The following is a 397-nucleotide window of genomic DNA, read 5'->3' on the forward strand; positions in this document are numbered from 1 at the left end:
CGAGCGCAATGCCATCGCGTCCGTCAAGGCGATCAACGCGGCGCGCATGGCGCTGCACGGCGACGGCACGCACTTCGTGAGCCTGGACCAGGTCATCAAGACCATGCGCGAAACCGGGGCCGACATGCTCACCAAGTACAAGGAAACGGCCCGCGGCGGCCTGGCGGTGAACATCGTGGAGTGCTGACGGGCCATCCGCATTTCCGAGGGGGCATGGCTCCATACCCCTTCTTTATAATGTGTCCGCTCCGTGACGCCCGCCGCCGGGCCGCGGCCCCACCATGTCCGGCTTCGCCACCCGCCAAGCCGGATTTTTTGTACCCTGCCTACCCCACAGGAACCGCTGATGAAGATTCTCAAGACGATGGCCACCGCTGCCGTGGCGCTGTGCGCGGCC

The 397-nt window shown here is 65.7% G+C and carries 1 protein-coding gene; it reads left to right on the forward strand.

Annotated features, from left to right (window positions below; genetic code table 11):
* Positions 1 to 187: L-serine ammonia-lyase, iron-sulfur-dependent, subunit alpha (locus GVL52_RS32625; protein ID WP_200848066.1), on the forward strand; the 187-nt coding region annotated here is incomplete at its 5' end.
* Positions 188 to 397: the final 210 nt, after the last annotated feature.

It is taken from the genome of Rhizobium sp. 18055, assembly GCF_902706285.1.
Classification (GTDB): domain Bacteria; phylum Pseudomonadota; class Alphaproteobacteria; order Rhizobiales; family Rhizobiaceae; genus Rhizobium.